Here is a 26,190-nt window from a genome sequence, read left to right as displayed (position 1 = left end):
GACCTCTAAATAGCTGCATGGACAGAAATACCAAGCAATCACAGAGCAATATCCTACCGTGTGTCGCACAACAGCAGGCGCTAACCAGTCCTGTCAATGATGCGATCAAGCTGGCCACCCGTGCGCGACCCGGACAGCCCACAGTGAGGACCCCAGCGGTCATCGAGGAAATACTAGATCGCATTGCATGTGGAGAGGCCCTTCATGCAGTTTGCCAGGACGATCACCTTCCTGGTTACAGCACGTTCAACCGCTGGTGCCGTGAGGATTACGACTTACTTTGTGAAGTGGATATCGCATACGAGTTCCACGCCCGCACAATGGACGACTTTGCGGACAGCATCTTGTCTGGTGGTCCAGGCAGCACCGGAGAGTTCCGACGCGATGAAGCCCGAGTGGGCCATCTGCGCTATCGACTGGGCAAGCTAAACCGCCGCTTTCGGGACAAGGCGCAAATCGACATTGTGCAGCATCAGCCGGTCATCCTGGACATGGGTGTCATTCAGGGCGAAGGCGGCGACGGCGTTTGATCCTCCCACCACTTGTCTTTGCCGTATAAGCTATGCACAGCCACATACAGGAATTCAAAGTAGCCGGCCTTAGGCATGTAAGGGACGGCGTGCACCAAAGCCTTAAACCTGTTCATCACGCGAACAGTTACGACGCTGACCCGTTTTGGATCGTTGAAGTCCACTGTCGCGAGGTCCTCCCGGACTTTACCTTCATCGTTTGGAGCGATGGTATCGTAAGCGCCTAACACGACCCCCTTGCAATAGCCGTCAGGATTAGGGCCGCCGCAATGGGCTATGAAAGTCTCCACATCTTTGAACGGCAATTTGAGATTAAGCGGGTCGAACTGGCCGCTGATGGCCGCCAAAGCTAATAGTAAGGTCATTCACCCACCCTCTTTCTCATTATAGCCTCAGATACTCGCACAGGGGCCGCAGACGTCAAGGCAGCAATCCAGCAGCCTAGTAAGCCCTGCCCTCTTAGACCCTCACAGACGCCCGCATTGTAACAACAGGGATTACCGTGTTGTGCGGCTACTGTGTGACACCCCGGCACGTAACAGCACGGTTGCTCTTACGCTCATGTGACAACAAAGCATGAGGGTCTAGAGGAGATGTTACATGATTGTTGGCTACGCGCGAGTGTCCACACAAGACCAAAGTCTGGATATCCAGATAGCTGCACTGACCGCTGCTGGTTGTGACAAGGTGTTCAGTGAGAAGATGAGTGGCACGACCAGCCAACGGCCTGCCCTCTTGGCCGCATTGGAGTTCGTCCGCGAGGGCGACACACTGGTGGTCACACGGCTGGACCGCGTTGCACGATCACAAGTGGACCTCCACAACATGGTGCGACTGCTCGCGCACAAAGGTGTGGGCTTTCGCTGCACCGAACAGGCAGGCATCGACACCACGACCAGCATGGGCAAGCTATTGATTGGCGTGCTCGCCAGTGTAGCGGAGTTTGAAACCGATATTAGGAAGGAGCGTCAGCGAGAGGGCATCGACGCCGCAAAGGCCAAAGGCACGTACAAGGGCGGCAAGACCCGCATAGACCCTGCTAGGGTGCGAGAGATGCTAGGTGAGGGAATGGGGCCGGGTGCGGTTGCCAAGGCGCTGGGATGCAGCCGCATGACGGTTCATCGTGCCAGCCTGAGCGGTTGACAGGTCGAGGAGGTGGAGATCCCGAGGGTGTATATACCCCTCCCGTCTGTGTCGCTGGGTGCGGACGCGAATATCTATTTTCAATTTTTGGAAACCCAAGGCATGCAATGTGAAGCAAACACCGCCCGGGGGATTAGATGACAAAACGCGAAAATATTTTAAAACGCTACACCACGCTGGCTGGCGCGATCGACCTGCTTGTTGAAGGCAGGGTATCGCTACTTGACCCGTCATCTTGGAAGGATACAAACGACACTCAGTTTCTGCGCGCCTATTGCAATGAGGTAGACAAGAAGTCGCTATATGCAGCCTGCTTTACGCAGGAGCCGGAAACTTATCACCATTGGCAGGTCTTTGCTGGGACAAACGAGGGAGTATGCATCGAGCTTGACCGGGCGGCGTTACTCTCATCGCTTACTGACCCCAATTACTTCTGGGGGGACGTCGAGTATTTGACCCTAGATGGTATAGCCAAGCTTGATAACGTCGACGCCTTTCGACTCCCATTCATGAAAAGAAAGGGATACATCGACGAGGGCGAATTCCGCCTTCTGTATCAAAGCGATGAGGAGCAAAAAGCCGTTCACTGCTTTGATATAGAACGTTCATGGATCAAGAGAATAGTTCTTAACCCGTGGATGCCAGATAGCTTGGCTAAGTCGGTCAAGAAGGCGCTAGGTTCTATACCAGATTGCAAGCCCATCAGAATAGTTCGAACGACGCTGATTGACAACGCGCAGTGGAAAAGTGCCTGCAACCGGGTAGATCAGTTCACTACCCTACAAGGGTCGCCTCCGAGACAAATCTAAGCATCTGCTCAGTCTTGAGGGGGTGGGCTATTCCCATTCTCTCAAGCCCTGGTGCCCGGTAGCATATTTTTCTTCACCCTCGCAAAACCTACCCCCACCTGATCGTGAATAGCGCAGCGTCCTTGGGGTCAGCGAAGAATACTACAAGCTGACGACCATTCTCCTCAAGCAAGCCCTGACCTCCCCAAGTGCCTCCAAAGTCCGGATCATCATTTTTGGGAATGGCGAAAACAAACTTACCCTTTTTGGTGCAAGCTGCAACATGGTAGTCATTTTTAACCGTGTGGTCGAACCAAGCCTGTATCTGGTCGTACGTTTCCAACACACCAGCAGCGAATGGGACCGCTGCATAGCTGCCACGTAGGTACCTGTGCTGATATTGGACTGCCATTCAACCGCTCTAACGACCCGGTGGTAAACGGCTCGTTACCTCGCCGCCAATGCAGGAACCACCTCACCCTAGCTGCCCCGGTCATAGCTGCAATCGCTGTCAATCCTGTAGACCAAGCTGGATGAGCGTCACTCGTCCGCGTCAGGATCACGCCAGATATTGTGCCCCCGAATTGTCCGCTTTCCTGCCTTTTCCCGTGCCCGCACGTAGTCGTGATGATCCGCACCCGCGAACATGCCGCCTTTGCCGCTCATAAATGTGCGCTCCAACTCGCGCTCCTCCGCTAGCTCAGGGTCGATCTCCTGAACGTAGCGGTGCAATCGACCTATCGCGGCCTCGATGTCGTCCAGCCGCTTCTGCGTTGGATCAACGTAGGTTTCCGCGACGCCTTCCGGCGTCCGCTTTCCAAACCACTCCATGAGCAGCACGTCGATTAGTATGTAGGCGATGCCAGCGGGGAAGATGATCCACCAGTAGCCCAGTATCGCGCTCACAGGTGCCCAGCCCTCTGGATCGACCTGTCGCCATATCCAGCTGCCGACGATCGCCACAATCACAATCGCGAACGACCGGCTGTTTTGCGGTCGCAGTGTCTTCCACCTGTCTAATTTCATCCGGCCAAATCTCCCCCAAGCATCCTAACCGCCCTGCACGGCAGCGCAACGGCTGCAAATGGCCGAAACCGCCATCCTCTTAAATAGTCGATGGCAGCTAAACCACTACAAGGCATTCGACACGACACCAGCAGGCGTAACAGCGATCAGATCAAGGCCCACAAGATCGCCACGACTGCGGATTACAAGTTCCTACTTGGCTACGGGGGTTCAGGAGGAGGTAAAAGCTTCTTCTGGCTCGACGTTATTATTGAACGCGCAATGCGAGCCCCCGGATCACGTCACGCGATCTTCCGACTAACGCGCAACAGTTGCGAAAAGACGCTGTTCGATAAGACCCTCCACGAGGTACTAGATGCCGCATGGCCGGACCTCAAAAATCAGTCTGGTTTCGACATCAGCCTGTCCACCATGACAGTTACGTTCCCCAACCAGTCCAAGTTGTTTTTCGATGGCCTGGACGAGAACCGCATGACGAAGGTTCTGGGTGACGAGTTCAACACCATCTGGATCAACGAGTGTAACGAGACCGGGCTATCATACGAGCAGGTTTCTACTCTGCTCTCGCGATTGCGCGCTCGCAGCGAGACTATCGACGGCAAAGTCCTCCGCAACAAAATGTTCTTTGATTGCAACCCGCGCTATTACAGTGACTGGGAATACAAAGCGTTCATCCAGAAGATCAATCCAGAAGATGGGGACGCACTACATAATGCGGACCAGTGGATCGCGTTCAAGGTCAACGCAGAGGCCAATCAAGCCAATCTACATGATGATTACCTGGACAGTTTGAAGGCTGGTGGAGCCAAAGCCCGTCGTCGTTACATTGACGGCGAGTGGTCGGACGAGAACCAAAACGCTTTGTTCACGGAAGCCATGTTCCGCGACAACCGGGTTCCTCGTTCTCAGGAAATCGACACTCCCGAGCGCATCCGCGCCATGTTGTTTGAACAGGGCATCAACCTGACCCGCACGACCGTGGCAGTCGATCCAGCAAAGTCCAACAACCCCAAGAGCGATCTAACGGGCATCACCGTCCAGGCCCTAGCCGACGACGGCCACGTTTACGTCCTAGCCGATTATTCCGAACGCGGCTCTCCAAATACGATATGTGAGATCATCCGTGACGCTTACACCGAATGGGGTTGTCAGCGGATCGTCGTTGAAAGCAACGCCGCTGGTACTTGGCTGGACAGCACGCTTCAACTCGTATGGCCGCAAGCGCCCGCGTTGAAGAACATCGCAGCTACCGGCCAGACGGGAAACAAAACCGAACGAGCCGAGCCAGTAGCAGCACAGTATGAACGCCGCATCGTTCACCATGTTGGAAGCCACAAGGAATTGGAAGCTCAGATGTGTAACTGGGGTAGCCCAGCAAGTCGCCGTAAATCACCAGATAGAATGGATGCGGTAGTCTGGGGTATTACTGAACTACTCGATCTTGCTGGCGAAAAAAAGCGGATCGCTGGTTACACGCCGATCAAGACTGTTCGACTAAGATAGGCAACATAGGGCGGGTTTCCCCGCCCTATGCCTTACGGCCAGAAGTGAAAAATTAATGCAACTAGTGCCCAGAGACAGGGTGCAACATTGATTCCCACTGTAACCTTAATTTCGGACTTGATGCTCATGTTAAGAACCTCAAGGCCGCGACCGGCCACGACCCAAAGGGTTGCGGTAAGCGCCTCACCTAAACGGATTGATCCCCGTTTGCGAGATTACGGACCCACACTAAGCGTTCATGACCGCGTTGCATGGCATTGTGCGACCTCCCGCTCGATAGCCCCAGCCACAGGAAGGGACACGGCCTTGCCGCTGAACTAGGCACAATGTTTCACGCGTGTCTGGTCGAGGTGTTGGACAGTCAATCCAGTCCCTTCCAGGGCGTGCCTCATACAAATGGGCTATGATTGTCGATTCGTCAACCTTGCTACAGCGGTGACTTTCTTATTCTTTAACCGAGGCGTAGAGGGCAATTCCTAAGTCGGTTGCCTCAATATATTCGCGTTGCTTAACGCGATCAGCGATCTCCTTACCCCAGGCGATATGCTTGGGTGTTGGAGTAGCAACAGCGCCTCCGCTCCGGCTAAAATCGAGCCGAAGCGATCGGCTCAAGCATCCTTGCAAAACCAGGTTCTCTAGAGATACCGGGTCGTATCCCACGTGCACATGGCCGAGCAAAGACGTAAGCCAGTCCACTGGCCAGCCCTTCTCACTTTCGTGACCGATGCCCTTTGTATCGCTGTAAGACCCTGTATCGGGAAATGGCTGATTTGAATAAAGTCGTTGAAACAGTAGCGCGTCGCCGGGCGTAAGGCGTGCCAAAATATCAATCATTCGCCGGTCGCCGGTTGAAGACGAGTCTGCGTCAGCGGCACGTGCCAGTAGGCGGGCAAACAGAATTTGTATCTCGGGTTCGTCCTGCTTGGTCGCCTCCTCGAACCATGCAAACGCAAATTTGTCCGGAATTTTAGCAGCGTTCAGCTTGAGACCAAGGCGAGATGCCTCCTCGGTGAGAAGCGGCCGATATTTCATGGCGTTTTTGGCGCGCCAATAGGCAACGCGGTCGCCAATCAGAGCGGACCATGTTTCGGATAACGTGCCACCGACAGGGGCCATCATATCTCTCACGAGATCGATAGCTTTTCCAAGACCTAAAGCATCCATTTTTCGACGCTGCCACAGGCACCGGCCTCGGTAAATACCTACGGCGGGAGCCGTGCCCCTTGCCATGCCCGCGTCCGTGACGCGCCCCGCAATGCCTATGGCAAGAGGATTACAGTGCCTATCGAAACCACGACTACGTTTAACCCATCCCCGGATAACCAGCAGCGCAAGATCAACGAACCTACTTCCGTTATTGCGAGTGCCTATCCCCGCTGGTCAAGAAATCGCGCATTCGTTGACGGCGAGGAAGCCGTAAAAGCCCTCGCAACGGCATGTTTGCCGAAAGCCAACCCCGATGACAGTTTGGCGGAATACCAAGCTTTTCTAGACCGTACTCGCTTCCTACCTGCCGCTTCTAAGATCGCGCAGGGCCTAAGTGGCCTGATTTTTCGCAAGTCGGCTCAACTGAACACCAAAAGTGTCCGGGTTCAGGTACTCGCGCAGCTTATCACACCTGACCTGCAAAGCCTGGACGATCTGGCCGAGTGGGTAGTTCGCGAAACGCTGATTACCAACTTTACCGGCTTGCTGGTCGATCACCCAGCCAAGGAATTGTTCAAGGATGTAAACGGTAAGAGTACGCTCAGCGCGGCGAACGAAATTAGCAAAGGCTACCGTCCACGCATCGCCGGTTATTGCGGCGAAACCATTCTGGAAATCACCCCGGGTATCGTCAACGAAGCGCGGCAGATTGTCTATGTCCGCTTGCTCGAAAACGAGGGCAAGCGCGTTCGCGAACTGATGCTGAATGATGGCGTTTATCAAGTCCGTGTCTGGAAGAAAGAGGGCAGCGCATTCCTACCCGGTCCAATTACAACACCAACTCGCGACAATGCACCGCTGAATGTAATTCCATTCTATCTAATCTCTACATCGGACAAGCTAGTTCCAACTCCGTCGATGCTACAGCACGCCGTTGACTTGAACCTACAACATTACCGTATTCAGGGTCTCCTCACTAGCGTTCTGTACTTTCTGTCCGCGCCGATCCCGGTCGTAACCGGCTTGAAGGCCGCTCAGGACAAAGACGGCAAAGAGATCCCGATCAAGCTGAATGTCGCCCCCGGCGCAGCTTGGATCTTCCCTGAAGAAGGCACAGAGGCCAAGTATCTGGAATTCAGTGGTGCTGGCGCGTCGGTAATCACCGACGAACTCCGGATCGTCAAAGACGAGCTATCGACGCTGGGTCATTCCATTATGACGCCGGAGAAGCCTGCACCCGAGGCCCCTGAGACGCAGATGCTACGTCGGGCGGCAGAGAATGCCACACTTGCGGGCTTTACCAGGACGATCAGCCGCAAGCTGGAGCGCACGCTAAAGCAATTCGCCTTATGGGCCGATCCCGCAGCAGCAGCGGACCTGAAATATACTCTGAATACCGACTTCCTTCCTCAGCAGATGACACCGCAAGAAATGACGGCTTTGATGGCGATGTGGACCGCTGGCGCGATCACACATTCTCAGCTTCTTCACAGCCTCGTTGACGGTGAGATCCTTTCTTCGGCTCTGGATATCGAAGGGGAGATTGAACGCACGAAAATGGAAACCACTGATCGTCCGCCGGTACTGTAATGGCGACGACCAACGAAAAGCTGCGAGATGCAGCGATCCGTCACGCAATCGAATTGGGCAGATACGGAAACGGCCTGTCCAATCGCATTGTCGCCCTGCTCAACAGCGCAGATGCCGATATCCTGGAAAAGCTGGCCGGTCGGCTCGCGGCCATTGAAGAGCGTGGCTACGACGTTGGGCCTGCGACCACTGCACGGCTGAACCGGATGCTCGATGAGCTATGGGACATCAACCGGGCGATCTATGGCTAGGTACACGACCAGCTCGTTGACGAACTCAGCGACTTCGCAGGCGTAGAAGCCGGGTTCCAAAAAGCCGCGCTGGATAACGCGTTGGTGGTCGATATGGCGACCACGCTGCCCGCGCCCGCTCGTCTTCGTGCCATTGTCGAGAACGCGCCCATGGAAGGCCGGCTCCTGTCTGGTTGGGCCGAGGGCATGGAAGCAGGCCGCATCGAGCGCATCAACGCCGCAGTTCGTATGGGTATGGTTCAGGGTGAAGGCACCGATAAGATCGTTGCCCGCATTCGTGGAACCAAGGCTGCTCGCTACAGCGATGGCGTTCTGGATATTAGCCGACGTTCCGCGCAATCGATCGTTCGCACTGCTACCACGCACGTCAGCAACCAAGCCGCGCAAGCGACCTGGAAGGCCAACGAGAGCATTGTCAAAGGCTGGCAGTTTGTCAGCACCCTGGATAGCCGCACCACCGTAACGTGCGCGGCACTTAGCGGCACCGTTCACTCCATTGGCGAAGGCCCTATCCCGCCGCGCCATATCCGTTGTCGCAGCATCAGCGTTGCAGTGACGAAGAGCTTTCGCGAACTAGGCGTGGACAAGGACGAACTAACGCCGGGTCAGCGTGCCAGCATGGACGGCCAAGTGGCTGGCGACACTACGTTCAGCAAGTGGCTAAACGACAAAGGCCCTGCAACCCAGGACACAATCTTGGGACCAACACGCGCCAAGCTATATCGGGACGGCAAGCTGAACTTGCAGGACTTCATCAAGGCCGATGGCACAGTGCTGACGCTTGATCAGCTGATGTCAAAATATCCCAGCATACTCTCGTAATCACCAATTAAGCGGGGCAGCTCCATTAGGGTTTTGAATGATCTCGGCGCTTATATGATCGCATCTATGGACGATAGCTCCCAACAAAGTCTCGACGTCGGGCATGTCCATCATCCTTATTTCTTCAGCATGACTTCCCGTTCTTACTACCTGCTCAAGCTCTTTGAACGCCCTGAGATTAGCGCCCGGTAGCTGCTGTAACCTCAATGCGCGCTCTCGCGCATCCTGCAAAACAAACTTCCAGCTATTGAACGAAATCTCGCCTTTCACAAACTGATCAAGCACATCCTGAGAAGCCTGTCTGATTGAGCGATAGAGAAACAGACATTCCGTAAGCAAAGCGTTTTCGGTCTCAGCCTCCTTTAACTTCGCGGCCTGCTTATCTTTCCGATCTTTAATCCAGTTCCACAACGCCACAGTCAGCGCGACCGAAGCCGCAAACGTCGTCGCTAAACCGGAAACCCAATTGGCAACTGTGCCCCAAACTAACGCATCCGGGCAAAACATCAGCTGCTTGCAATCATAGCGTTCTCGATTGCCTCACGCAAATCTCCGATCTCATTACCATCAGACGTTTCATATGCCTGCACTTCCGAACCAGACGTGACGACAAACAGACGATGAACAGTTTTGATTTTACTTTTCTTGAAACCGACCCATGCGAAATAAGCAAGAACTAGTGCAATCAATACGCAAAGCGGCGCGATCTGCAAGTTGGTTACGGCAACAATGACTAGCAGGGCCGCAAGCGCCGCTAGACCTTTCCATTTCGTATCAGCGGGCGTGACCTCACTTCGGACATCAACAGACGTGATCTTGTTAACGGCGAACGACTTGCTCCCGAACCGAGCGAACTTATTGTCAACTGATACGACCCCGGATTGAAACTCGACCAAGACTGCCCCCTGCATAAATATCTACGCTCCCATGTGGGAGTAACCCAGAACCGTCAGTGACGGAGAAGGATTACAATGTCTGAAAAGAACGAGACTGTCGAGCAAGACAGCACTGACCCGCGCGACCTCGAAATTGAGAAGCTACGCGCGAAGAACAAGGAACTACTTTCCGAAAAGCAGAAGGAAAAAGCAAAGGTGCAGGCCCTTGCTGACGAAAAGGACGAGGCGGAAGCCCGTGCTGCTGAAAGCGGCGGCAACGTAGATGCCCTCAAAGCCGCGCACGCCAAGGAACTAGCCAAGCTGCAAGCCAAGCTAGATGCCAGCGACGGCGACCTACGGACCATCCGTGTCGACAATGAAATCTCCAAGGCATTGGCAAGCGGTAACGTTCGTCAGGAACTTGGCGAAGGCTTTACCGCCATCCTCAAAAGCAAGGTCCAGTACGATGGAGCGGTGGCCACTATCGACGGCAAGCCGATTGCCGACTTTGCCAGCGAATACCTGGGCAGCGATGTTGGTTCTCACTACCGCCGTGCGTCCGACAACAGCGGCGGTGGAGCAACTGGAAACAGCAGCAATACTAAGGCTCCTCGCATGACCAGAGAAAACTTTAACTACACAGACTTTGGAAAGCTAATGGTTGAGAACCCTGCCGAGGCAAATGCACTGGCGGATCAACTGGGCAGGCCGGAGTTGAAGTCTAACTAAGTCGACGTGATGTCAGCCGCATAAATACCTGGGAGACGCAGAAGTACGCGTCTCCCGGCTCCTTTTGTTGAGCCGTGTTTCAACAATTGGAGACCAATACCTATGTTCACCGCAGCAAACGTAACGACGCTCGCTGATATCGCAAAGATTCCCGTACCGGTGATCTGGGGCGCTATCGAAGAGAAGTACAACGCATCTACAAACCCATTCCGCGCCGCTGGCGTGGTCAAGTCCGACGCCCTGTTTCAGAGCCGTGCCGCTGGCGAAGGCTCGCGCACCACGGTCCAGTCCTGGAACGCGCTTCCATACGTACCAGCTAACATCAGTAATGATGATCCAACGATGCACAGCACACCGTTGAAGCTGACCACTCGTACCTACGATGCCATCCGTACTCACCGCAACATCTCGTTCTCGGAAATGGATCTTGTAGTTGACCTGATGGGTCAGGACCCGCTTGGTAACATCGCAGAGCGCGTTGGTGCCCAGTACATGCCACAGGACGAAACTGCTCGCATGTTCGCAATCCTGGACGGCATTGTTGCCGCTGATAAGGCAAACGGTTCGCAGATCACAATCACTGACACCGTAAACGTGTTCAACATTCAGATGTTGATTGCAGGGCTTCAGAAGCTTGGCGATGCTAAGGCCTCCATCAAGGCTCTTGGTGTTTCTTCGGCAACCCAGGCGCTAATGGCAAGCCAGAACATTGCTGGTTATGTCAACGGTAATGCTGGTCCTCTTGCAAGCGCAGACCTTGGCTTCGGCTCGTTCGGTGGTCTTCCACTGATCGTCGATGACCGGTTTGAAGATAAGGTTGTCAGCACAAAGACTGTTGCACGTTTGTATGGTTTGGGCACCGACCTATTCCATGTAGGCCGCGCACCAGCAACTAACCCAGTTGAATTCGAGCGCGACGCATCGGCTGGTAACGGCGGCGGTCAGTCGACTGTCTACTTCCGCTGGCAGGACATTCTCCACCCAGTTGGCTACAGCTTCTCCGGAACTGTGGCATCCAATGGTGGCGCAACCGAAGCTGAGCTTCGCACTGCGAACAAGTGGACCCGTGTAAGCGACAAGAAGAACATTCCCCTGGTCGTAATCGAAGCCCCACTGTCGGCTTAACCCCAAACAGAGAAGCCCCAGCTTTCACTGGGGCTTCTCCATGAGCGGCATCCGTTAAATACGTGTGGAGGACAACATGGCCACATTGGAACAAGCAACTACCTACAACGAAATTCGCGGCAACGAAGCCTGGGCTGATCTAGACGCCCCACAGGCCGCTGCACTATTGATTGATGCCGAGGATTATATTCGTTCCGCGTATCCAATCAGGTCTAGCCTGGACGCCGACGAGCAACGGGTCTTTGACGGGCTGGTTTGCCGCCTAGCAGCAATCTTCCAGAAGCAACCGCCAGCAGTCGCAGGCGCGCAAGCGATCAAAAAGGAAAGCAAGGAAGGCGCAGGTTTTAAGAAGGAAACCGAGTACGTCGCCGCACCAAGCGATCCATATCCCTACCTGACCGCCGTTATCCGCCCCTTTCTCCGCACTGCTACAACGTCCGCAGGCTTCGCGATCGGCAGGCTGATCCGATGAACCTGTACGAGGAATTCTATCCTCTGGCCGTAGAGATGCTGGACGAGTTTGGCGCAGCCGCAACGCTGACTGCCACTGCGCCAGCGGCCTCGTCACTGGATGCCAAACGTGCGGGACGCGCGCTTCCTGTTACCGGCCAGCCCTCGTCGCGCCCTACAAGGGCCGTTGTAGCGCCTTCACAGATTGTGGGCGTCGATGGGCGTACTGAGACGCGCAGCGTGGCTACGATGCTCGCTGAACCCTTTGAGGGGGAAACACTGGTCATTGGCACCGGCAAGCCGTGGATCGTCGGCACTGTCACCCGTGTGGCGCCCCAGGGTCAAGCTATCGTGTTCATGGCGCAGGTGTCTTAATGAAGATCGATCTCAGCGACCTCATGGGCAAGCGCGGCAAAATCCAGAAAGCCATTGAGGCCAAGCAGGTCGAGGTAGCTGCAAAGGTCACGCTCGATGCTCACCGCAATCTCGTCATGGGTAGCCCGGTCGATGATGGCGACTTCCGCGCAGCATGGACGGTCGAGACGCCGACAAAGGCATTCGAAGACGGCAAAATCGAGAACAACATCGAATACGCGATGCCGCTCTGGAACGGCCATTCGCCACAGGCACCAGCCGGTTGGGGCGAGAACGCAATCACTGCCGCAGTGAAGGGAAAGTAACATGCTGCAAAAAGATATCGACGCTCTCAACGCCCGCTTTTGGTCTTCCCCCATGACCTACTCGCTACGCGAGGGCGAAACGCTGGTGCTCTCTGACGAACAGATGCTGGTTGAAAACCAGCCCGATGATGACTTGGACGACACGCAGTTGTGGACGAGGTGGATCATCAATCCCGGCCTGTCCACGCAAACGTCATTGGGGTCAGATCCGACGTTCGCTCAGTACGGCACAGCTACGTTTCAGATTTTCATTCCCAAGGGACTTTACACAGGACCGGGCAATGACCTGCGTGACCAGTTTAACAAGCTGTTCCGCCGCTGGCGTAGCGCAGACAAAAAGCTACTCATCGACGATTTTAAAAGCACGTCCAGTGAGTACAAAGAAAAGTTCCACCTCATCAACGCAATGGTGATGTGGCACAGCAAGCGGCGGGCTTCCGGCAACTAAGTCCAGGCCCACTGCTCCTCATAAATAGTTACGAGCCAACTCTTGCGGCTCGTCAACTATTTGAGGAGGCCGCATGGCACTAATTTCCCCATCGGACGTAACGTTCCGTCTCGTACCTGAGACCGTCGCTGGCGTTCTACCAACTACAGGCGCAAGCGCCTACGAAATCCCCGCTAAGGCCGATCAGTCTGTTGCGGCATTCTCTGCAAACGAGATCGCTTCCAACACCAAGCGCCCAGGTCGTGCCGGTAACGGTATGCGTCGTGGCATGGTCACTGGTACTGGTTCGCTGGAAAGCCGCCTACAGGCCGCTCCTGTGTTTTACACACTTATGGAAAGCGCACTGTCTGGCAAGTTCACCACCACTGGTACGAAGACGCTCAAGGCTGGCCTAACGGACAGCACGTTCAGCATCATGTCCCTTCTACAGTCTGGCGCAGCAGGCGCAGCTTTGCTGGACGTGGCATCGGGTTGCATGGTCAACAAAATGACGATCAGCGGTAAGTTCTCCGACGAGGTCAATGTCTCGTTTGATTACCTCGCGACTGCCAACAGCCAGTTGACCACTGACAGCACCCTGACAACCGCCGCTCTACCTGCCGCTGCCTATGAGTTTGCTGGTTCGGAAGTTGGCGCAATCGCTGTTGCTGGCAACACCACAATCCAGTTCACGGAGTTCAGCCTGGAAGTAACGCAGGATCGCGTTGCACGCGGTAAGCTTGGAACCAACGCTTCCATCGGCATTGGCACCAACGGCGTTCGCACTGTTAAGCTGACGCTCAAGGCATACCGTGAAAGCTTTGCAGTTGATGCGCTGTTGACCGGTCTAGCTCAGGCATTCAGCTTTAACATCGGCGCAGTTGGCAATGGTGTTGGTATCTCGATCCCTGCTGGTTTCGCAAGCATTCCAACTACCGAGTTTGATAGTGAAAGCGCGTTCGTGAATATCGAAGTTACTGCTGGCTACGACGCCACGCAGGCAACTGACTTGGTTATCACTCAGCTATAAGTTTGTGACCTCGTAACCTCTCCCTCTCAGGTCACTAAGGATGACGCTTACCAGCAGTGGTAAGCGTCATTTCCTTGATTGGTAAATATCGGACAATACAAACCGGAGGGGTTTACCAATGACTACCAAGGCCAAGCCTACATTCAAAAAGATCAACCGCTTTGACGCCACGAAGGCATCGAAGGGTGTTGCACACACCTTCACCGATGAATTGAATAACGTTTATCCTGTTTGGACTACATCGCTATTCGATATTCACAACAAGTTCCTCAAGGTTGAGAACGACCGATACCTCCGCGAACACGCCAAGGACACCCAGGCCAGCGGAGAACAGTCTGGCCTATATTCGTTTGTCCAGGTTTGCGTTCAAGGCTGGGAAGGCATGCTTGACGAAAACGACAAGGAAATTCCCTTCAGTAAGGAACTGGCATTCGACTATCTGGCTGATGAAGATAATTCTTGGTTTACCGCAAAGCTAATTGAAGTCAGTCAGGACGTTCGCAACTACAAGGCCAGCCCAGCAGCAACCAAGGAAGCTGACGCGGGAAACTAATCGCCTTTCTCGACTGGTGGGGCAGCGACGGCCCCACCATTGCCGCCGATGCAGAGAAGGGCAACCAGTACGCCATCGCGCGTATGAAGTCGGCTCCACAAATTGAAAAGCCACTGTTGTGGGAAGCGTTTCATGACTTGGGAACCATGCGGGTAAATGGCATGGCAATGGGTCAGATCCCCTATGACAAGATCGTCTGGTACGCAGACAGTGTGTTGGAGTTCGAACCAGACGAGACAGAAGCGTTTGTGTGGATCATGCGACGTGTTGATACCCACTACGTAAACAAGATGGCCGAGCGCATGGAGCGCAACAGCAAGGCCAGCTAACCGCGCTCCGCGCCTTCCCCGAGTAAATACTGGCGAACTTCTAATAGGGAGACGCCATGAGCGCCGACGCTACTGCCCAAATTCGTATTGATATCGTCGCAACCGGCGCAGAGGCGGGTGCAAACCGCGTCAACGCGGCTCTTGATCGGATCGGCAAAAAGGGCAGCAGCACTGGTGCCGCCAACGACAATCTAAAATCCACGTTCGACCGCCTGGGCGGCAGCATGAATGGCGCATCGGGTCACGGGGGTGCCCTAGGTTCCGTACTGGACAACATTCGCGGTCGAGCAGCAGGCGCAGCACCCGAAGTTGCAAACCTCACCGGCACGCTGGCTCGCATGGGTCCACAGGCCGCGATCATTGCAGGCGTCGCACTGGCCATTGGCGCGGTTGCCAGCAAGGCCATTGATGCAGCAGCGAAGGTCGAGATTTGGAAAGCGAACCTCTTCACCGTAACAGGGTCGGCGCAGAAGGCCGAAGAGAGCTATGCGGCCCTCGTCAACTTCGCGGCCAAGACGCCGTTCGATCTAGGCCAGGCTGTCGAGGGTTTCACCAAACTACGCACCCTGGGCCTCCAGGCCACTGAGGGCGCGCTTACCAGTTTCGGCAACACGGCTGCCGCGATGGGCAAGCCCCTCAACCAGATGATCGAAGCGGTTGCCGATGCGGCTACCGGCGAGTTTGAGCGCCTCAAGGAGTTCGGCATCAAGTCCAAGCAGGAAGGCGACAAGGTCAAATTCACGTTTGGCGGTGTCACGACCAGCGTGGGCAAGGACGCAGCCAGCATCCAGAAGTACCTAGAGAACCTGGGCAATACGAAATTCGGCGGTGCAATGGCCCGCCAGATGGACACCATCAAGGGTGCCATGTCGAACGTCGAAGATGCTGTTTTCCAGGCGTTCTCTGCCATTGGCTCCGGTCAGCTTGGCGCGTCGTTCAAAGAGATCCTAAAAAGCATCGCCAGCGGCGTCAGCGCCGCAACGCCATTGTTTGCCGCAATGGGCAGCGTCATCGGCTCGATCGTCGGCGCAGTGGGTTCTGTCCTCAACAGCTTGGGCAACCTCTGGCTGTCCCTACATGGCGGTGCATCGGCTGGAACCAGCATCCTGGACGGCCTGACGGTTACGTTCAATCTCGTCGCTCAGGGCGTGACAGTATTCGGTAACGTGGTTGCGGCTGTGTTCGGTGCCTTCGCTGGTATCGTAAACGGTGTCGTTGGCTTGTTCAGCGACGGCTTCACGACGCTGCTAAACTGGATGGGCGTCAGCTTTGAAACTGGCGGACGTAGCTGGACCAACAGCATCATGGGTATCATGCGCGGCGTCAAATTCGTCGTAAGCCAGATGCCTGCGCTGTTCAGCATCGCGATCAACGACGTGATGCGTATGTTCCGCAACCTTGGAACGGTAGTCAGCAAAATCCTGAACGCAGGTAGCCTGACAGATATTGGCGCGGCCCTGTCGAGCATCCCCGGCGTCATCAGCGGCAGCTTTGCAAACACCGAAAGGGCAATGAATGCTGTGGGTCGCAGCGCAACGCGCATCAGGAATGACGTAGCAGGCGCAGACGCAGCGATTGCCCGTTTGTCGGGACGAAGCAGGACAGTAGCGCGGCTGGATACTGGCAGCATCATCAAGCCTACTACCGACCCCAAGAAGGGCGACAAGGACAGCGGCAAGTCCGACGCGGAAAAGAAGGCCGAGAAGGAAGCTGAGTTCTGGAAGACCCTCAAGGGCGAGGTTGAGACAGCCAAGCTACTGCCTATTGAAGCGGAGAACTACAAAAAGCAGCTTGAACTAGCAAAGATTGTTGGCGACGCAGAAGCTGAAACCCAGAAAGGCAAACTAGCCGATCTGATGCAGCAGGCCCGCACTGCCAAGTTCGTAACCGCCGCACTGGACGACCATAACAAAAAGTCCATGGACTACGCAGGTCAGGAAGAGATGTTGAAGTTGCGTTTGAACGGCGCAACCGAAGAGCAGCTTGCGATTGAAAAGAAGGTAGCTGACTTCCGCAACTCAGCGCAGCGTGCAGGCGTCGATCTACAAAGCGCAGCATACAAGGCAAGCGAGGCGCAGCTACGAGCCGATGAAGCGCGCGTTGGCCTACTGGACGCACAAAACAAGAAGCTGGACGACCAAGCTGCCAAGATGAAAGCAATGGCCAGCGAGGGCTTCACTTATGGCCAGAACGCACTCAAGACCAGCGGCTCCATTGGGGATCGTCAGGGTGCGGCAAAAGCTGACTATGATAAGACGCTGGCGGGCCTGACGGCTGCACTAGATAGCAAGGACGCAGCTACCAAGTTGAGTCCCGCGGCATTCCAGGCTGGCGTTAAAAAGGCTGGCCAAGAGTTCCGGACGACCATGGCCGAGATTGGCAGTGAGTTCTCGCAGAAGATGGGTCAGATAGCTGGCCTGCTGGGCACTATCGGCAACATCATTGGCGGCAAACTGGGCAGCTTTGTCAACGGGGTTGGCGACGTGTCAAAGAGCATTGGTAACTTCGAGAACACCAAGGAGGATATTTCTGGGCAGTTCACCAAGGTCTTTGGTGAAAACAGCGCAGCGGCTAAAAGCATCGGCAAGGCTGTTGGTGGCGCAATGGCGGGTATGCAGATTGGCGAGCAGATCGCCGGTCTAGGCAAGGCTCTCGGTGTCAAGACGAGCAAGCTGGGCGGTCAGGTTGGCGGTGCCATCGGTGGTGCTGTGGGCGGCCCCCTGGGCGCAGCAATTGGCGGAACCATTGGCAGCGTCGTCGGCGGCTTGTTCAAGAAGGAAAAGAAGGCCAGCGCAGGCTTCACGATGGATGCCAAGGGCAACCTTGTGGGCATGGACGCAACCGGCCGGGGTAAGGAAGAAAAGGCGGTTGCCACTGCCCTAGCAGGCAACGTCGCAGGCCAGCTCAACGATATTGCGAGCCAGCTAGGCGCAAAGATCACCGGCCTTAGCGGCGTATCGGTTGGCTATCGTCCTGGCCACAAGGCAGGCGCGTACCGTGTCGATCCCACAGGCCGTGGGGCAGTCAAGGGCGGCAGCGTTGCGGCGTTCGATACCGAGGCCGAGGCAATCGCCTATGCGATCAAGGATGCGATCAAGGATGGCGTTCTGGGTGGTCTGGACGATCTAGCACAAAAGGCCATTGCGGCCCTAGATATCGACGGCGCTATTTCGTTGGTCAAAAACTGGAAGGCCGCGATGGCCGATTTTGCCAGCATGACCGATCCCGTAGGCGCAGCAATCAAGAGCGTTACAGAAGGTATCGACGCACTCAGGACGAGCATGGTCGCTGTTGGCGCATCCACAACCGATCTGACCAAGCTTGACCAGTATCGTGCAGCCAAGCTGGACGAGGTATTCAAAGAGCAAGTCAGCGGCTTCCAAAGCCTACTTGCAGACCTGAATGGTGATGCCGGTGGTGTAACGGCGCTCAACCAGTTGGCCAGCAACATGGGCAAGCTGGACACGTTCAAGCAGGACTTGGCAGCAGGCAAGACAGTCAACCAAGATGAGTTCACGGCACTGGCACAAAGCATCATCAGTGGTGCTGGCGATGTCTATGCAACGAACAGCAGCCAGTACCAGGATATTGTGTCGCAGTTGAAGGGTCTGACAAGTGGCGCGATCACCAACGCCACTACGGCATTCAATGTAGCGTCGGGTCGCGATCCAGCGGCACAGGCTATCACGGACGCAGGTAATGTAGCGGCTGCTCAGCAGAGCATTGCCAACGATTACCTAAGGCAGATTGCAAGTTCACTTGCCGGCAGCGGGACCAAAAATAATGCGACCAACGACAATACCGGATACGGCAACATGAATGGCCGCTCCACAGTCGCATTCTAAGGGGGAGGCGTAAATACATATATGGCCACAGACTATGATATCAACCGCGCTACGCACGTTCAAAACGAGTACCGCTATGTCACGAAAACTAACCCGGCGGTAAAGGCGCGTAACTCGGGCGCTCGCGAGGTAACGCTATTCACTCAGTTGAACGGCGCGACAGCAGATGCACTGGCGACGCAATATCTGGCCGACAATGCAGCGCCACTGGCGTTTGAGATTGTCCTGGAAGGCATCGTGTTTCTCGATAGCTTTGTTGGTGGACCACCTAGCTTCATTCCCAACTTCCCAAAGTTTGCAACTGATGGCCGAGCAATGAAGGTTGTCAGTTACGCCAGTGACATTGATGCCAACACAACCACTATCCAGGTACGCGGCTAATGGCGGCTGTCTTTGTAGCACCGCTGCCGTTCACGGCTCTCGCGGCCAACGAGCAGGCAACTGCCCCACTGTCTAACACGCGCAATGACGAGCCCGGTTTCGTTTGGCGCTCTGCCAACCTGACAACCGTTTATGCAAAGGTGCAGCTTACTGGCGCAGTGACCGAATGGGACACGTTTGCCCTAGTAGGCAGCAACCTGCGTGCCACCGACACTATCCGAGTTCGCGCAGGCGCAACAGCAGCGGCGGTTGACGGAACCAGCGGCCTCACGGTTGACCAGACATTCAATGCCTGGACCGGCGTAGCGCCTACCGGTGGCGCACTGTCGTTCAAACTACTTGGCGCAGTTGTTGCCAGTCCCTTTGTCCGGATGGACATTACCAGCACGGGCAATCCTGCAACCTACGTACAGGCACAACGTATCGTAATCGGCAAACGTGTGGAAACAGATGGCGTCAACGTGGGCGCCGAAATCACGTTTGATGATAGCAGCATCGTAGAAACTGGCCCCGGCTACACAAGTGTGGATATCTACAACGTCCGCATCGGCTGGAAGGTAACGCTGGACTTTATCACCGATGCTAAATTCTTTACTAATTGGTTTCCATTCCTGCGCCGCGTTGGTACATTTCAGCCCTTTGTATTCATCCCTGATACCGACAGTCTGTATGTTCAGAGCCAGGCGGTGTTCGCTCGCGTGACTTCCTCTGCCAAAGGATCACTGCCTGGAACGGATGCCAACACAGTGGAGATCAATGTCCTAAGCACAAGCTGAAATTGGCGCCCGAGTAAATATGTACTATGGCGCAAAACATTCTTTTCGAAGTCACCCCACTAGACGGTGCCACACCTAAAACTCTCCGCATGGCAGGCGCATTCGCGGATGCAAGTGGAACACAGCTTAACGGCTACTCCTGGTCGCCACTTGTTACTCGTCGCAATTCAGGCTCCTTATCCTATGCGACCGAGGGCCTTCTCAGTGAGCCACAATTATCAAATGGCTCCATTAGCTTCCGCATGGGCACTGCCTATGAAAACGAAGCTTGGTCGAAGTACGAATGGAACACTGCTCTAGCGCGCATCTTCATTGGCACGCTGGGTGATCCGTTCGCGTCCTACAAGCAGGTATTCGAGGGCAGTGTCAGCGGCCTAAGTCGTGATGGCGTAACCGCCACGCTGGAATTGCTTGGGCCTGACGCGCTGTTGAACAAGCCCATGTTGTCGCTGGAATATCAGGGCACGGGTGGCGCAGAGGGTCCGGTTGCATTCAAGGGCAAGTTGAAGCCTCGCGCTTTTGGTTACTGCATCAGCGTACCAGCCGATGACTACCTAGTTGATCCGGCAAAGTTCATCTATCAGGTTCACGGCTATGGCGCTTGCTCGATTGGCGCGGTTTACGAGTACGCGCAGACGTTGGGCAATCCCGTCTCCAACGTCGCAGACTACGCGGCTCTTGCAGCCCTGACGCTTCTTCCTGGCCAGTGGGCAAAGTGCGAAGCGCAGGGCATGTTCCGTCTTGGTGGACGGGCGGACAAAAAGGTATCGGCAGATATTACCGCTGGCCCAACGACTGTTGGGACCATCGTGCCAGCTATGATCGAGTTGGCTGGCATTCCATCGGCTAAGATTGGAAGCTTTGCGGCTTTCAACGACAAGACGTGGAGCCTCTACCAGACCGATCAAGCAGACATTGGCGATGTGGCGCGCAACGCGGTCTATCAGGCCGGTGGCGTGCTGTTTGCCGATGGCACTGGCACCTGGCAATCCATGGACTTTTTCGCACCTAAGGCACCGGTGGTCCTCAACGCCGATCGCAGTACCGCCCCATTAATCCGCAGTTACAAGCTTCTTCCGGTCAACGATCCGATCTGGAAGGTCAAAATCGGATACGACCGCGTATGGGCCGTCCACAGCGCCAGTGACGTATCCCCGGCGCTCGCAGAGCTATCGGACGCTAACCAGGCAAGCGCAGACGCTGCACAAGCCGCGCAGGAAGCAGCAGCGCAGGCAGCGGCAGATAGCGCAGCAGCTATGACGCGCCTGGAAGCCATGTCAGACGACGGCAAGCTAGATCGCGCAGAGAAGGCCGGGATTGCCAAGGACTTCGCAACCGAAGCTGTGCAGCAGAGTGGATTGCAGAACCAATCCACCATTGTGGATGTGGCGGCGGAGCGCGCCAATCTGGCCAGCGCGTTCGGTAACTTAAAGTCGTATCTTGAGGGCCTGATCCCTGCCTACACAGATAGCACTCAGGACACGCCAATCGACCGCACGGTGTTCAATACCCGGTGGAAGGATTACTGGCTCGCCAAGCAAACGTTGGTCAACAAAATGGCGGGCGTTGCATCCGCTGTGGCGACCTGGGGCGGTGTCTCAGGCCCTGGCAAACCAGCCGACTACGCAACAGTAGGCGCACCACCCGGCACGTTTGTAGGTAACAAGGAAGCCGCAGCGGTAGTCACCCAACTCGATACCAACAGCCTAAATGCTCTCTATGCCAGCGGTCTCAGTACAACCAACGAAGCAACGCTCAACGCTCTTAAAAGCTTGCAGGATGGCTCCGCATTAACTCTGCAAATCAAGAACCTGACAAACAAGGTCGAGAACCCCGACCAGAACGTAATCCAGACACTCGACATGCTTGGTGCCGTGCAGCCAGATGGCAATGGTGGCCTTGTATTTGTCGTTGGTCAAAAGACCGCTTTGGGTACGCCGGGTAAACTGCTGGGCCAAACAATCGACGGCATCCAGACACAGGTCAACGGACACGAGTCCTCAATTACCTCGATCAAGGAAATCGTAACAACGCCCACTGGATCTTCGGAATTGCGGGCGCTTACCACACTCAATTCCGCCGGCGTAATCACTGGCACGATCAACACACTAACAGGTGGCCGCAGCCGGTACGCGGTATTGGCAGACGAGTTTCGCATCGTCACCAACGACGCGGCAGGAATTGCTTACACGCCGTTCTCGGTCATCGATGGCGTCGTGACCATGCTGGACGTGGAAATCACCAAACTGCGCGCCGGCTCTGTGACAATAACCAGCCTTGCACCCGGTCTTTCCAGGTCGCCGCGCTTTACCAGTGGCGATGTGATGATCCCTTCGACCGAGACAACGCTAATCGAAACGCCGCAGTTTAACGTTGGCTATAACGATGCAGCGTCCGGCAGTGCAGCAAGTAACGGCAGCGCGTTGGCCATGATTAGCTTTACCCATGATGGCACAACGCAAGTTGATACTGGTGCGAGAATGAGAGTCTACGTGGACACTGGGTCTGGCTACCAGCTACAGCGAACCAGCCTAAGTGGCATATCCACCGAAAACGGTAACACCGTGTGGTCGCTTAAATACTGCGAACCGATCTCGATCACTGCGCCAGGTCAAGCCCGCGTAAAGGTCACAGGTCAAGGAACCGGAATGGGCAACTCCTCTAGGAATAGCGGAACCTACGCCCGGTCCATTGAAATCAACGTTCTTTCGATTGGGAGATAATGGCTATCAGCGCAGACGATCTGAATATCGTACTTCAACAAGTCAAAGACCTTATGGTCGACTTCACCGCCAAAATGCTGGCCTGGACCTCCGGTGTCGCAGGTGGTGGCCCAAACTCCGATGGCAAGTATCCCCTGCCAACTGGCTTCGGCACTTACACGAACACCGCGTGCCCAGCGCAACTAGCGATGGACAGTCAGAAGATCGCCGTCGCGAATAACGGCACGATCACGTTGGGCATGACTGCGGGATACACGGCAGAGGGCAACGCCGCTTACACGTTCAAACCCGCCGATAGCGGCAAGGTGTTCATGATGCTGAGCGCCAACAATGCAGCCACCAATACGATCAGCCTTTGGCTCCCCGATAATCTGCCTGCTGGGTGGAACGTATCGGTCATTCAAATGGGCAACAGCCGTCTGCGCTTTCGCAAAGTTGGTGACACCACCAACACCAACGCGAACCTCCGAAACCGGCAGGGCTTTTTTACCACTGCGGGCCTTGGCTCACTGGCGATTGCCTTCTGTGAAAGCCTGAACTCAGCGGGTGCCAACGCCTTCTACACCATTGGTGGGGACGTGAACGCATGAGCGCCCTTTGGCCCATTATCCTCGGCGGCAGCCAATCCCCTCTAAAGGGACTGCCAACGTGGAACCTCATCCCGATCCAGCCAACGATCGTCAACGAGGGCGAACCCATGTCGATCGTCTTATCCGGCAGTAATCTCGTACCGGGTAATCGGATCGTCATGTGGTTTACCGACCCGCTCGCCCCCACGGGCAATTGGGTTGAGGACTGGTGGCTGGTTGTGCAGCGCGAAATCGAGTCCAAGGTGGGCATCACCGCCCGTAAACTGGCTTTGAAGGCCGGATCACCACCGGGTGTCGGTACCTTGGATATCTTGTTCACAGTAACAGACGAGTATCGTCAGGGCATGACATACACGTTTACGAACGCAACGCGTCGTAACCGTGCCGACAACCAGCAGGTCAAGATCCCCGGCGAGACAGGTTATGGCCGAGACGTTCAGATCCTCCTTCGCGTTATCCCAACAGATGACGGCGGCGTACCCGCACAAGACGGCGTTCGGGGCAAAGCGGGCTCCTATTTTTATGCTCGCGATACCTCACGCGCGCCCCTGGGCACTCCATCGATTAACGTAAGCCATCGTGGTGCGAACGGCGGCCAGTTCGCGGTCAACGTGCAGGAAGGTGAGAGCTTTCAAACGGTCATCACCGGGTACAATGTCGCGCCAAACACCGTGATCAAAATGTATCACGCGAACGAAGGCCAGAACGATGTAAAACCAGGGCTGCGCGATCAGCTTGTCTCGGCTTGCGCGGCAGCGGGCTGCATTGGCACCGTACCGTCGTGGACACCCGCCACTGCCTTGCAGTGGTTCAACGGCGGTTACATCCGCTTTCCAAAAACCTATGTCAGCGGCACGCCGATTGTCCTGAATTACCTTCACCCCAGGGATAACAACGAAGAACCCATCAAGCAGATGGATGTTCTCACCAACATATATTGTGAAGGCGATGTCGATGACCTAGGTGGTCTCGCTTATTATGCGGGCAACTGGGACGCGGCAACAACGTACAAGCAAAAGGATTGGGTCTACTATCTGCCAACCGGCCGAAGGTTTGTCTGTACCGCAGCAATTGGGGCCAAGGGTACAGCACCGCCCACCGATGATGGTGACACCTACGAGAATAATTTCTGGCGTGAGTACGTGCCGGTTGTTTTGCAGGGTACGTCAACCTCACGAATGTTGGTTGATATCCCTGCCCGCTACTGGGAACTGCGCGCGACCACGGACGGCACGACGATCACCTACACGATCCAGGGGCCTCACGCGTCTGACAGCTCAGTCGCGCTCGTGTCGACCAACGCCCCGCCAGGGTTCGATGCGGCCCTACAGAACGCTCTCAGTGCCAGCGGTTTCATGTCCTTGGCCAACGGACGGCTTTGGTCGACCAACCCCACGCAAGCCGAGGGCGCGGTATCCTTCACCGTTCCTCATGCCGGTACCGGCAAGCACGTCTTGCGGCTCACAGACCTACAAGGCCAGTTTAACAGCTACATCATCATCGGTGATGCGTGCGTGTACCTGACGCCGCCTCCTGCCATCGACACCACGCGCAATCTATACGGCTGGAACGCAGCCGGTGGCGAGTTCAACGTACTCTACACGCCCAATTACACGACCGAAAAACCTGCCTCGACCTGGGGTAACGGATTGCCGGGCAAGCCAATGGTCTACAATGGCGGTCGATACTACTATCCGTCGAAGCCAGAAGAGCCGGACCCCGCGAACCAGCATCAGCAGATGGATTATTTTCATCGGATGGGGGCTCGCTACATGCGGCTACCGTTTAAGATGCAACGCCTTCAGCGTGAAGCTTACGGTCCGCTCTACTATGGCGATGACGGCCCGATCACCAAGTTCAGCAGTCATGATATGCGACGGGTCATTGAACTGTCGAGTTACTGGCTGAACCTCGATCCGCAGAACCGGATCATGTTCGACGCCCACGGTTTTGGATCGTACACCTACGACGTCACAATCGATGAGAACGGCGTCGCGACGACCTACAGCGACCGTTTCAAATTCAACAGCCCTTATGCGCCACCCAGCATCCTCGTCGATTTTTGGGTCAAGTTCGTTCAGACAATGTTGGTCGCGCTGCCAATGGGCCGGTGGGACGTGGACTTCATGAACGAGCCCATCGAGGTCAACTCTGCGATCGCGCCGTATCAGTGGGCGGCGATCATGCAGTGGCTGACAAATGCCGTGCGAGCGCGGACCGATTATCTTGGCATCGTTCACCGCGAGGGCACCGAATATACATCAGCGCAAAACTGGGCTGCGAACGGCAACGGCACGGCCAATCTCAATAGCTACGACCCGGCGAAAAACATGCTGTTCCACGTCCACACCTACAATGACAAAGACGCCTCAGGTGTGTCAGGTACGTGCGTGCCAAACGCAGGCAAAGCCCGACTGATCGCAGTCACCAACTGGGCACGCGAGAACGGCTTTACGCGTGCCAATGGTGCGGGGCTCTTCTTGGGAGAAACGGGAGCCGGATCTCCAGCGGTCGCGGGTCAGGAAATCTGTGGTCAGCTTATCAATGACCAACTTCAGTTCATTCTGGACAACAGCGATGTCTGGATGGGTTACACTTGGTATGCGTCAGGCTTTGGCGTCAGCTATCCCTTCTCCCTAGACCCCAGCAATGGCAGCTTTCTGAACCCTACGCACACAGTCAACCTTCTGATGAACTCCGGGTTCTGGAAGCGCGGCAACGGCATAACCTAATCGCGCTTAAATAATGCACAATCATCCGTGCAGGTATCCTGCACCTTTTGTGCAGGAGTACTCAGTGAAAATCGATCTAAAGTCTATTCTAAAGAGCCCCACCGTTAAGTCACTCGCCAAGCAAGCATTGAACGTGGCCCTTACGT

The 26,190-nt window shown here is 55.5% G+C and carries 28 protein-coding genes; 22 read left to right on the top strand and 6 right to left on the bottom strand.

Features of this window, described 5'->3' with window-relative positions:
* The first annotated feature begins 17 nt into the window (after nt 1-17).
* Nucleotides 18-530 (top strand): terminase small subunit-like protein, encoded by a 513-nt coding sequence (locus IFT54_RS05625; protein ID WP_192069911.1) that lies wholly within the window; start codon nt 18-20, stop codon nt 528-530.
* Here the strand turns inward: IFT54_RS05625 and IFT54_RS05620 are convergent.
* The gene (locus tag IFT54_RS05620; RefSeq protein ID WP_192069910.1) at nt 503-895 is read right to left on the bottom strand and encodes a hypothetical protein; all 393 of its coding nucleotides are present in this window, start codon (nt 893-895) and stop codon (nt 503-505) included. The genes IFT54_RS05625 and IFT54_RS05620 overlap by 28 nt on opposite strands.
* Nucleotides 896-1,130: 235 nt before the next feature.
* On the opposite strand from IFT54_RS05620, the gene IFT54_RS05615 reads away from it, so the two are divergent.
* Both IFT54_RS05615 and IFT54_RS05610 read left to right on the top strand, forming a co-directional pair.
* The gene (locus IFT54_RS05615; protein ID WP_192069909.1) at nt 1,131-1,673 is read left to right on the top strand and encodes a recombinase family protein; all 543 of its coding nucleotides are present in this window, start codon (nt 1,131-1,133) and stop codon (nt 1,671-1,673) included.
* Between the two features lie 137 nt (nt 1,674-1,810).
* On the top strand, nt 1,811-2,482 hold the full coding sequence (locus IFT54_RS05610; protein ID WP_192069908.1) for a hypothetical protein: 672 nt from the start codon (nt 1,811-1,813) through the stop codon (nt 2,480-2,482).
* 88 nt (nt 2,483-2,570) lie between these two features.
* On the opposite strand, the gene IFT54_RS05605 is transcribed toward IFT54_RS05610, so the two are convergent.
* Nucleotides 2,571-2,873: a hypothetical protein gene (locus tag IFT54_RS05605; protein WP_192069907.1), complete on the bottom strand. Its 303-nt coding sequence runs from the start codon at nt 2,871-2,873 to the stop codon at nt 2,571-2,573.
* A gap of 128 nt (nt 2,874-3,001) precedes the next feature.
* Nucleotides 3,002-3,487, bottom strand: coding sequence for a hypothetical protein (locus tag IFT54_RS05600; RefSeq protein ID WP_192069906.1), 486 nt, complete (start codon nt 3,485-3,487; stop codon nt 3,002-3,004).
* 90 nt (nt 3,488-3,577) lie between these two features.
* Between IFT54_RS05600 and IFT54_RS05595 the strand changes: the two genes are divergently transcribed.
* Nucleotides 3,578-4,990 carry a phage terminase large subunit gene (locus IFT54_RS05595; protein WP_192069905.1) on the top strand — a complete coding sequence of 471 codons (1,413 nt, stop codon included), beginning with the start codon at nt 3,578-3,580 and terminating at the stop codon, nt 4,988-4,990.
* 444 nt (nt 4,991-5,434) lie between these two features.
* On the opposite strand, the gene IFT54_RS05590 is transcribed toward IFT54_RS05595, so the two are convergent.
* Nucleotides 5,435-6,154, bottom strand: a complete 720-nt coding sequence (locus IFT54_RS05590; protein ID WP_192069904.1) for an Abi-alpha family protein — start codon at nt 6,152-6,154, stop codon at nt 5,435-5,437.
* 114 nt (nt 6,155-6,268) lie between these two features.
* On the opposite strand from IFT54_RS05590, the gene IFT54_RS20885 reads away from it, so the two are divergent.
* The 3 genes from IFT54_RS20885 (at nt 6,269) to IFT54_RS05580 (ending at nt 8,799) form a co-directional block, all read left to right on the top strand.
* A complete protein-coding gene (locus tag IFT54_RS20885; protein WP_192069903.1) occupies nt 6,269-7,726 on the top strand; it encodes a DUF4055 domain-containing protein in 1,458 nt (485 codons plus the stop codon).
* The gene (locus IFT54_RS20395) at nt 7,726-7,977 is read left to right on the top strand and encodes a hypothetical protein (protein ID WP_244648621.1); all 252 of its coding nucleotides are present in this window, start codon (nt 7,726-7,728) and stop codon (nt 7,975-7,977) included. The genes IFT54_RS20885 and IFT54_RS20395 overlap by 1 nt, the downstream gene beginning before the upstream one ends.
* Before the next feature lie 93 nt (nt 7,978-8,070).
* Nucleotides 8,071-8,799: a minor capsid protein gene (locus tag IFT54_RS05580; protein ID WP_244648619.1), complete on the top strand. Its 729-nt coding sequence runs from the start codon at nt 8,071-8,073 to the stop codon at nt 8,797-8,799.
* Here the strand turns inward: IFT54_RS05580 and IFT54_RS05575 are convergent, their stop codons facing one another.
* Nucleotides 8,800-9,306, bottom strand: coding sequence for a hypothetical protein (locus IFT54_RS05575; protein WP_192069902.1), 507 nt, complete (start codon nt 9,304-9,306; stop codon nt 8,800-8,802).
* Nucleotides 9,306-9,695, bottom strand: coding sequence for a DUF6232 family protein (locus IFT54_RS05570; protein ID WP_192069901.1), 390 nt, complete (start codon nt 9,693-9,695; stop codon nt 9,306-9,308). The genes IFT54_RS05575 and IFT54_RS05570 overlap by 1 nt, the downstream gene beginning before the upstream one ends.
* 75 nt (nt 9,696-9,770) lie before the next feature.
* Here IFT54_RS05570 and IFT54_RS05565 point away from each other — a divergent pair, with 75 nt between their 5' ends.
* The 15 genes from IFT54_RS05565 (at nt 9,771) to IFT54_RS05495 (ending at nt 26,044) form a co-directional block, all read left to right on the top strand.
* A complete protein-coding gene (locus tag IFT54_RS05565; protein WP_192069900.1) occupies nt 9,771-10,403 on the top strand; it encodes a hypothetical protein in 633 nt (210 codons plus the stop codon).
* 102 nt (nt 10,404-10,505) lie between these two features.
* Nucleotides 10,506-11,528 (top strand): hypothetical protein, encoded by a 1,023-nt coding sequence (locus tag IFT54_RS05560; RefSeq protein ID WP_192069899.1) that lies wholly within the window; start codon nt 10,506-10,508, stop codon nt 11,526-11,528.
* 76 nt (nt 11,529-11,604) lie between these two features.
* The gene (locus IFT54_RS05555; protein WP_192069898.1) at nt 11,605-12,000 is read left to right on the top strand and encodes a hypothetical protein; all 396 of its coding nucleotides are present in this window, start codon (nt 11,605-11,607) and stop codon (nt 11,998-12,000) included.
* Entirely contained in the window at nt 11,997-12,353 is a 357-nt protein-coding gene (locus tag IFT54_RS05550; RefSeq protein ID WP_192069897.1) for a hypothetical protein, read from the top strand. Before IFT54_RS05555 ends, IFT54_RS05550 begins: the two co-directional genes overlap by 4 nt.
* Complete coding sequence (locus IFT54_RS05545) at nt 12,353-12,658, top strand: HK97 gp10 family phage protein (protein WP_192069896.1); 306 nt, start codon at nt 12,353-12,355, stop codon at nt 12,656-12,658. The genes IFT54_RS05550 and IFT54_RS05545 overlap by 1 nt, the downstream gene beginning before the upstream one ends.
* 1 nt (nt 12,659) lies before the next feature.
* Entirely contained in the window at nt 12,660-13,106 is a 447-nt protein-coding gene (locus IFT54_RS05540; RefSeq protein WP_192069895.1) for a hypothetical protein, read from the top strand.
* Nucleotides 13,107-13,179: 73 nt separating this feature from the next.
* Nucleotides 13,180-14,115, top strand: a complete 936-nt coding sequence (locus tag IFT54_RS05535) for a phage tail tube protein (protein WP_192069894.1) — start codon at nt 13,180-13,182, stop codon at nt 14,113-14,115.
* A gap of 118 nt (nt 14,116-14,233) precedes the next feature.
* Nucleotides 14,234-14,668 carry a hypothetical protein gene (locus IFT54_RS05530; protein WP_192069893.1) on the top strand — a complete coding sequence of 145 codons (435 nt, stop codon included), beginning with the start codon at nt 14,234-14,236 and terminating at the stop codon, nt 14,666-14,668.
* Nucleotides 14,669-14,751: 83 nt separating this feature from the next.
* The gene (locus IFT54_RS05525; RefSeq protein WP_192069892.1) at nt 14,752-14,997 is read left to right on the top strand and encodes a phage tail assembly chaperone; all 246 of its coding nucleotides are present in this window, start codon (nt 14,752-14,754) and stop codon (nt 14,995-14,997) included.
* Between the two features lie 56 nt (nt 14,998-15,053).
* On the top strand, nt 15,054-18,842 hold the full coding sequence (locus IFT54_RS05520) for a tape measure protein (protein WP_192069891.1): 3,789 nt from the start codon (nt 15,054-15,056) through the stop codon (nt 18,840-18,842).
* Between the two features lie 21 nt (nt 18,843-18,863).
* Nucleotides 18,864-19,223: a hypothetical protein gene (locus tag IFT54_RS05515; protein WP_192069890.1), complete on the top strand. Its 360-nt coding sequence runs from the start codon at nt 18,864-18,866 to the stop codon at nt 19,221-19,223.
* Entirely contained in the window at nt 19,223-19,999 is a 777-nt protein-coding gene (locus tag IFT54_RS05510; protein ID WP_192069889.1) for a hypothetical protein, read from the top strand. Before IFT54_RS05515 ends, IFT54_RS05510 begins: the two co-directional genes overlap by 1 nt.
* Nucleotides 20,000-20,088: 89 nt before the next feature.
* Nucleotides 20,089-22,722 carry a hypothetical protein gene (locus tag IFT54_RS05505; RefSeq protein WP_192069888.1) on the top strand — a complete coding sequence of 878 codons (2,634 nt, stop codon included), beginning with the start codon at nt 20,089-20,091 and terminating at the stop codon, nt 22,720-22,722.
* Nucleotides 22,722-23,312, top strand: coding sequence for a hypothetical protein (locus IFT54_RS05500; protein WP_192069887.1), 591 nt, complete (start codon nt 22,722-22,724; stop codon nt 23,310-23,312). Before IFT54_RS05505 ends, IFT54_RS05500 begins: the two co-directional genes overlap by 1 nt.
* Complete coding sequence (locus tag IFT54_RS05495; RefSeq protein WP_192069886.1) at nt 23,309-26,044, top strand: cellulase family glycosylhydrolase; 2,736 nt, start codon at nt 23,309-23,311, stop codon at nt 26,042-26,044. The genes IFT54_RS05500 and IFT54_RS05495 overlap by 4 nt, the downstream gene beginning before the upstream one ends.
* The last annotated feature ends 146 nt before the right edge of the window (nt 26,045-26,190 follow it).

This window comes from Sphingomonas sp. CFBP 13714 (genome assembly GCF_014842205.1).
In the GTDB taxonomy this organism is placed as follows: Bacteria; Pseudomonadota; Alphaproteobacteria; order Sphingomonadales; family Sphingomonadaceae; genus Sphingomonas; species Sphingomonas aerolata.
The sequence above is the reverse complement of the archived record's forward strand: the minus strand, read 5'-3'. Positions and strand labels throughout refer to the sequence as shown.